Genomic DNA, 6298 nt, shown 5'->3' with positions numbered 1-6298 from the left:
ATGCGATTGAGTACTGTATTGAAAGCCAACTTATTCCGTATAAGTATGGAGTGGATATTTTCATGGAAGTAGAGAAAGACAAAAGTTTAGGTAATAAATCTTTGTTTAGGCTTAATGAAATTAGAAATGAAATAAAATCCATAGCTAATATAGGGAAAATATAATTTATAAAACTAGGCACAAGAGGAAGATTAATTTTTACTCTTGCGCTTAGTTTTATTTTTAATGCAATTCAACAATATCTGTAGCAACCTTATCGATAAATTTTTTATCATGCTCAACAAGGAGCATGGTAGGGGCATATTCTAAAATCATATTTTCAATCTGAATTCTCGAAATGATATCAATATAATTTAGAGGTTCATCCCAGATATATATATGAGCCTGTTCACAAAGGGATTTTGCTAAAAGAACCTTTTTCTTTTGGCCACTACTATAATTCTCCATGGGAATATCAAATTGTTCTCGGGGAATTCCCATTTTTCTAAAGATTGTTAAAAACTGAGTCTTATCAATATTGGAATTATCAATAAACTCGAATAGACTGCCCTTTAAAAAATCAAATTGTTGTGGCACATAAGATATTATTAAATTATTGGCTTTCCACAATTGGCCAGTGGTTTGTAGTTTTTTATCTAGAATAGCTTTTATAATACTGGATTTTCCACTGCCATTATTACCTTGCAAAACTAAACATTCACCCTGATTGAGGGTAAAGCTTATTGGTTTAAAAACAGGGTTATCATTGTAATATATTGTATAATCGTCTACTTCTATAAGAGTATCTACATGGTGCTCTAAAGGGTCTATTTGTAGTGCTTCAATCGCCTCTATATTTTTAAGTAATTTTTGCTTTTTCTCAATGGCTTTTTCATAACGTTTCTCAATGTTTTTAGAGCGTTTCATCATTTTAGCAGCCATATGACCAATATATCCTCGATCTACAGAACCTTGACCAATTTTGGATTTCTCAACCTTGTCTGACCATAGAGTTTTTTCCCTTGCTGAGTCTTTTAATCTTCGTATTTCTTTTCTTAATTTTTCATTTTGTGCAAGCTCAAATTGATCTTCTAAATGCTTATTGCGCTGCCATGTATCGTAATTTCCTTTAGTTAGTACAATTTTATTTTTTTCAATGGCCAATATATGGTCAACGGAGATATTTAAGAACTCTCGATCGTGGGATACAACTATAAATCCTTTTTTCATTGCCAAGTATTCAGCTACAAGTTTTCTACCTTGAACATCTAAATGATTGGTAGGTTCATCAACTAATAGAAACTGATTATCTGTAATAAACATAGTGGCAAGAAGTATTTTAGTCCGTTCTCCATGGCTTAAGGTAGAAAAGGATCTGTATAACACATCTTCTTTAAGTTGAAGCAAATTCATTTCTTTTTCCAATTTCCATAGTGGAAATTCTCCTTTCAAGTTTTGAATAACTGATATGGTCATATTATCTGGATTATTTACCACATATGGAAAGTATTCCAAATCTACAGAAACATGGATATTACCCTTATAGGGAAATTTCTCCATTAAAAGGTTTAGAAATGTAGATTTTCCATAACCATTGCGACCAATAAATCCTAATTTCCAATCTGTATCTAGTTGTAAACTTACATCATCAAAAATTGGATTAATGCTACCTATATGAGCAAATGTTAAATTTTTAATATCTATTAATGACAACTAATTTCACTCCTTCTTCAAATACTTCTAGTATAAAAGGGTATTATTCATATTGTTCACCTCCATAAAAAATGCCAAGAGAAAGCTCTCTTGGCAGCAGAAAAATATATAAAAAAAGATGATCAAAATCATCCTTTAATAAAATATAAATATATTCATAAGAGATTTCTCGCTAAAATTAGACACAAAAATGCTAGGGTAATATAATGGCTGTATTTTTGTCCCTATAAAATTTTATTATTTAGCAAGAAATAAAATCATCGACAACCTCCAAATATTATTTTCACATTAATTTTACCATATTTAGTATAAAGTCACAAGTATTATTCTAAATATTCACTATTAATATATTTGCAAATTAGGAGGACCATGATATATTAAATATAGATAATTAACTTAGGAGGAGAGATGAAAATGGAGAAAATAATTGTTTTTGGTAGTAAACATTGACCAGATTGTGAGCCAGCGAAAGAGTATCTTTCCAACAACAATATTAAGTTCTTATATTTAGATATTACTGAAAATATGTTATACCTAAAGAAGTTTTTAAAATATAGGGATAATAGACCGGAATTTGATGAAGTTAAAAAGGCAGGAAGGGTAGGGCTTCCTTGTATAGTTATAAACGATGGAGAACAGATTTTTTTCGATTATAAAGAGTTTAGAGTATGAATATACAGTTTTGCATTAAAGAATTCAAAAGGTGAATGCAAGAGAGTATTGGAAGTTAGTCAAGATATTATAGAGATAAAAGAATTAGAAGGGGAAAGAAGATTATTAGAATGGTAGATAAGTAATGCTTTAATAAGGTTAAAAACTGGGGGGATAATATTGAATAAAGTAGTTGGAGCATGTGGATGCATCTGTAGTGATTGCCACATTTTTGAGGTAAAATGTATGGGATGCCATGCTATAGAAGGCAAGGAATGTGAGGAAATACCATGTGAAAAGTTTTGGATGAATAAAAATCCAAATTGGACAGATGAACAACATAAAAAAATTGTTGAAGATAGAACTGCTTTGCTTAAAGAGTTGGCAAACACTAGGAATTATTTTATTAAAGCAATAAGTGACCCAAAATCCAAATCAAATATAACTAATTCCATACTTAGAAAACTACCAGATTGGTTTGGAATAGAAGAAGCTATTATTGAATATGTAGATAAAGTAAAGGATACCATTTTTTATGCAGCTTTTGATCATGATAAGCCTATAGGATTTTTAAGCTTAAAGGTCAATAATGAATATACTTCTGAAATATATGTTATGGGGATTATTAAAGAATATCATAATAGAGGAATAGGTAGAGATTTAGTTGAAAGAGCCATAAGTTATTTAACAAAGAATAATTATAAATTTTTAATGGTTAAAACCCTGGGAGAAAGTCATCCAGATAAGAATTATAAAGGAACAAGAGAATTCTACAGCAAATTGGGATTTTACCCTATAGAAGAAATTAAAGAAATTTGGGGTGAACATAATCCTTGTCTTATAATGATAAAGGGTTTATAGAGTATAAAAATATCTATTCAAACAATTTTATTTTAAAAAAGACGATTCAATTAAGCTATGAATTAAATAGAAAATCGAAACTCACTAAATTCCAAGAAAATTCTTGAAATTAGCTCTCTATATGTGGTATCATAATTTAATTTATTTTTTATAAGGGTGATGAAGAATGAAATACAAGAAAATAAGAGATCATGGGATCAATATTGGCACTTTTCCAATAGGAAATAATAACTCTATTACTGATGTAAAAGGAGTAAAAGTAGGACATAAAACTTTAGATGATGGAATTATAAAAACTGGCGTAACTGCAATATTGCCCCATGAAGGTAATGTATTTAAGGACAAGCTAGTAGGAGCATGTCATGTAATAAATGGATTTGGCAAATCAACTGGTCTTATCCAGATTGAAGAACTAGGTACTATAGAAACACCTATAATTCTTACTAATACCTTAAGTGTTGGTACTGCCCATGAAGCATTAGTTAGATATATCCTTAGTAGAAATGATGATATTGGGAATACAACTGGCACTGTAAATCCTATTATCTGTGAGTGTAATGATGGAGTAATAAATGATATTAGAGGTCTTCATATAAAACCAAAACATATTTATGAAGCAATAGAAAAATCTGATATTGAATTTGATGAAGGGAATGTTGGTGCTGGTACAGGTATGATTTGTTATGGTTTGAAGGGAGGCATTGGGTCATCATCTAGAATTGTTGAACTAGGAAACACTCCATATACTATAGGTGTACTTGTCTTAAGTAATTTTGGTTCATTAGAAGACTTCATTTTAAATGGAGAACCTATAGGAAAGAAATTAGTTGAAAAGATTAAAGGAATTGATAAAACAGAAGACAAAGGATCTATAATTACAATATTGGCTACAGATACTCCTTTGTCATATAGGCAACTTAATCGAGTAATAAAAAGAGTATACCCTGGGATATCAAGAACTGGTAGTTATACAGGAAATGGAAGTGGAGAAGTGGTCATAGGGTTTTCAACTGCCAATATAATCAAACATTATGAAGAAAACCATTTAGTAGATATTAAAGTTATTAATGAAAACAAGATAAATAAAATTTTCAAAGCCACAGTTGAAGCTACTGAAGAAGCTATATTGAATTCATTAATATGTTCCGATAGTTCTGTTGGTAGAGATGGAAAAAGAATATACTCTTTAAAGGATTTATTGTAGTAGAGATTTATTAGACAGAAAATACTGGAGGGATAATTTATGTTTAAAAATATAGTTGATAACAATATTGAACTAAGACTAGTTGATATACATCACGCAGAGGAGATGTTTAAATCAATTGATTCAAATAGAGAACATTTAGGGAAGTATTTGCCTTGGGTTTATAGTACTAAAACTGTAGATGATACCATATCCTTCATAAGAGATAGTAAAAAGCGATATGCAGCTAATAATGGTTTTGATGCTAGCATATGGTATAAAGGGAAATTTGCAGGTGTTATTGGTTTTCATGGTATAAACCCTAGCATAAAAGAAATAAGTATAGGTTATTGGTTAGACGAAAGATATGTAGGTAAAGGAATAATGACGAAAGCATGTATAGAATTTATAAATTATGCATTTAATATATATAATTTAAATAGAGTAGAGATAAGATGTGCAGAAGACAATTATAAAAGCAGAGCTATTCCAGAAAGGCTTGGATTTACTAAAGAAGGGATAATTCGAGATGGTGAACTACTTAAAGCTGGTTATACAAATTGTGTTATATATGGATTGTTGAGAAAAGAATGGAATGGAAAATTTAATGGATAGGATTTTTAAAGATAATTTTAAGAAAAGGGTTTTATAATTATTACAAGAAAATGTTGTAGAATAGCTGGTTTGGGAACTAGTGAACATTTCTTATATATTGGACGAAAACAAAATAACATAATGAAAATTATTTGTATTTTGACAGAGGCTGTATCCAAGGGGAGTGATAAATTTGTCTATAAAACATATTATTTCAATTTTTATATTTCACATTATCTTTGACATTATTTTTTTTCAATTAAGGAAAAGTAACTCAAAAATATTTTTACTATTTAATATAATACCAGAAAAATGGAAGGGAAGATATATTTATAAATGGTTAGTTCTTTTTCCTTTATTAGTAGTATGTTCCATAATTACTGTTTTTTTAAGATTAAACTATGTAGTTTTTGGGTTTATGATAGGCTTTATTCTTAGCTTATGTGATATTGCATTTAAAAAAACACATAAAAGAGGAGACCACTGAAAAAGTGCTTAAGTTGTCATTCTGAGCGTTAGCGAAGAATCTATAAATGACACAAATGCAAGATCCTTCATCTTCAGTTCAGGATTACAATTCAGTGGTTTCTAAAAAGAATGTTATATTTCATTATATATTTGAATTTCTTGACATTAATAGACAATCATAATATACTCTTATTAGTAAATAAATAATGGTGATGGGGTTCGCCAAAACTGCTTAATGCTAATGACTCCTGCAGACATACTAAGTATATCTGTAGGATTTTTTGTTTTTTGTAACTATTATAAAGGAGATGATATTTTGGCAATAAGTTTAGCAGCAATTTTATTATTAGGGTTACCAGCAAATAAGCTGTTTGAAAAAATAAAGTTACCAGGATTATTGGGAATGCTTATATTAGGAATTGTTATAGGCCCTTATGGTATAAATTTATTACAACAGAATATGATTAATGCATCGGCAGATTTTAGAAAAATCGCATTGATTATTATTTTATTAAGAGCAGGGCTTGGAATTGATAAAAAAGCTCTAAAAAGAAATGGGATTATAGCAATGAAGATGAGTTCTATACCTGTTATAATAGAAGGATTTACAATTGCATTTATTTCAACAAGATTTTTAAATTTCACCTTTATTCAAGGGGGAATATTAGGATTTATAATTGCGGCAGTTTCTCCAGCTGTGGTGGTTCCTTCCACATTAAAGACAAATTTAAATTGGAAAGAAAGACTATTTTGTATAATATCCTATACGCCAAAAGCAACTGTTCAAGCTGCAATGGGTGCAGTTCCATTATCTATAGGGGTAGAGTCTGGAGAACTTATCTTGGCTAT

The 6298-nt window shown here is 29.6% G+C and carries 5 protein-coding genes, 1 pseudogene and 1 riboswitch; of the genes and pseudogenes, 5 read left to right on the top strand and 1 reads right to left on the bottom strand.

The genetic code is table 11. The annotated features are described in order from the left end of the window. Positions 1-222: 222 nt before the first annotated feature. Positions 223-1692, bottom strand: coding sequence for a ribosomal protection-like ABC-F family protein (abc-f, locus tag VK998_RS12320; RefSeq protein WP_325228796.1), 1470 nt, complete (start codon positions 1690-1692; stop codon positions 223-225). A gap of 462 nt (positions 1693-2154) precedes the next feature. Between abc-f and VK998_RS12315 the strand changes: the two are divergent. The 5 genes and pseudogenes from VK998_RS12315 to VK998_RS12295 form a co-directional block, all read left to right on the top strand. Next, positions 2155-2364: pseudogene (locus VK998_RS12315) on the top strand (glutaredoxin domain-containing protein); the annotation flags it as partial. 159 nt (positions 2365-2523) lie between these two features. Continuing rightward, positions 2524-3204 carry a GNAT family N-acetyltransferase gene (locus VK998_RS12310; RefSeq protein ID WP_325228794.1) on the top strand — a complete coding sequence of 227 codons (681 nt, stop codon included), beginning with the start codon at positions 2524-2526 and terminating at the stop codon, positions 3202-3204. Positions 3205-3370: 166 nt separating this feature from the next. Further along, positions 3371-4408: a DmpA family aminopeptidase gene (locus VK998_RS12305; RefSeq protein WP_325228792.1), complete on the top strand. Its 1038-nt coding sequence runs from the start codon at positions 3371-3373 to the stop codon at positions 4406-4408. A gap of 39 nt (positions 4409-4447) precedes the next feature. Next, the gene (locus VK998_RS12300; protein ID WP_325228790.1) at positions 4448-5002 is read left to right on the top strand and encodes a GNAT family N-acetyltransferase; all 555 of its coding nucleotides are present in this window, start codon (positions 4448-4450) and stop codon (positions 5000-5002) included. A gap of 646 nt (positions 5003-5648) precedes the next feature. Then, a riboswitch (Fluoride riboswitch) is annotated at positions 5649-5707 on the top strand. Between the two features lie 58 nt (positions 5708-5765). Next, a partial coding sequence (locus VK998_RS12295) for a cation:proton antiporter domain-containing protein (protein ID WP_325228788.1) occupies positions 5766-6298 on the top strand: 533 nt, incomplete at its 3' end.

The sequence above is a fragment of the Schnuerera sp. genome (assembly GCF_035459645.1).
Classification (GTDB): Bacteria; Bacillota; Clostridia; order Tissierellales; family Tepidimicrobiaceae; genus Schnuerera.
This window is presented reverse-complemented; position numbering and strand designations above follow the sequence as displayed.